Source organism: Variovorax sp. P4_D9 (assembly GCF_056401695.1).
Genome location: NZ_JBFUIU010001510.1, coordinates 1 through 1,169 on the forward strand (window position 1 = coordinate 1; position 1,169 = coordinate 1,169).

Here is a 1,169-nt window from a genome sequence, read left to right on the forward strand (position 1 = left end):
ATCCTGCTCGACGTCGATTTGACGGTACTGAAGTCGGCCTATCCGGAACCCTCGCCGCGGCGTCATCTGGTGCAGGCGGATCTGCTGGACGAATCCGCGCTGGCGGCAGCAGTGGAGTCGGCCGAGCAGCACTTCGGACGCATCGACATTCTCTGCAATATTGCGGGCGGCTTCTACTTTGGCGAGTCCGTGCACGAGATGCGCGCGGAGGTCTGGTTGCAGCAGTTCCACATCAACGCCACCACGGTGGTCAACGCCGTGAAGAGCGTTGTGCCGCGCATGCTGGCGCGCGGCAGCGGCTGTGTATTCAACATCGCTTCGGCTGCACATCAGCAAGGCCACGGTCACATGAGTGCGTACGCGGCGGGCAAGAGTGCGGTGTCCCGCCTGACTGAGAGCATGGCCGAAGAGCTGTGGGGCACTGGCGTGCGCGCGCTATGCCTCATGCCGGAGATCATTGACACGCCGAGGAACCGCACCGACATGTCCCAGGCTGACGCCAGCCGATGGACGCCACCCTCGGCTATTGCCGATCTGATGGTGTTGTTGAGCGAGGATGCTGCTGCCTTGCTGAGCGGTAGCGGCCTGGCCTTGCGTGGCGCGCCTTTGCGCCGCTGAAAGAACTACCATGAACCAAAGACTACAAGGCAAGGTAGCCTTGGTCACGGGCGCCTCGCGAGGCCTCGGCCGGCGCATCTGCGAGGTGCTGATTGAAGAAGGCGCCCGAGTGGGCTTGCTGGCCCGCCCCAGCGACGAGTTACAAGCGGCTTCTGCAGCACTGGGCGATCACGCCCTGCCGCTGGCCGCCGATCTCACCAGGCCGGACGAAGTGCGCCAGGCGTTTGCCGCCTTGAACGCGCGCTTCGGTGGGATTGACATTCTGGTCAACAACGCCGCTTTGGGCCATCCGCAAAAGATCGCCGAAGCGCAGGACAACCTGCTGCAGCTGGAAGTGGCGGCCAATGTGCTGGGGCCGATCTACTGCATAAGGGAAGCCGTGCAGTTGATGCGACAGCGTGGTGGCGGTGACGTGATAAATATCAGTTCCGAATCGGTACGCACGCCTTACCCGTTCCTTTCGGTGTATGCCTCTACCAAAGCCGCGCTCGAAACTCTGTCGGACGCCTTGCGAGAAGAATTGCGGCCCGAAGGCATCCGCGTTGGCGTAC

The 1,169-nt window shown here is 62.8% G+C and carries 2 protein-coding genes; both read left to right on the top strand.

The genetic code is table 11. The features are described 5' to 3' along the window. Positions 1-618 (top strand): SDR family NAD(P)-dependent oxidoreductase (locus AC1DY5_RS56460; protein ID WP_478122842.1); only part of this gene is annotated, 618 nt, incomplete at its 5' end. A 10-nt stretch (positions 619-628) separates the two neighbouring features. After that, the coding region (locus AC1DY5_RS56465; RefSeq protein ID WP_478122843.1) for an SDR family oxidoreductase at positions 629-1,169 on the top strand (541 nt) is incomplete at its 3' end.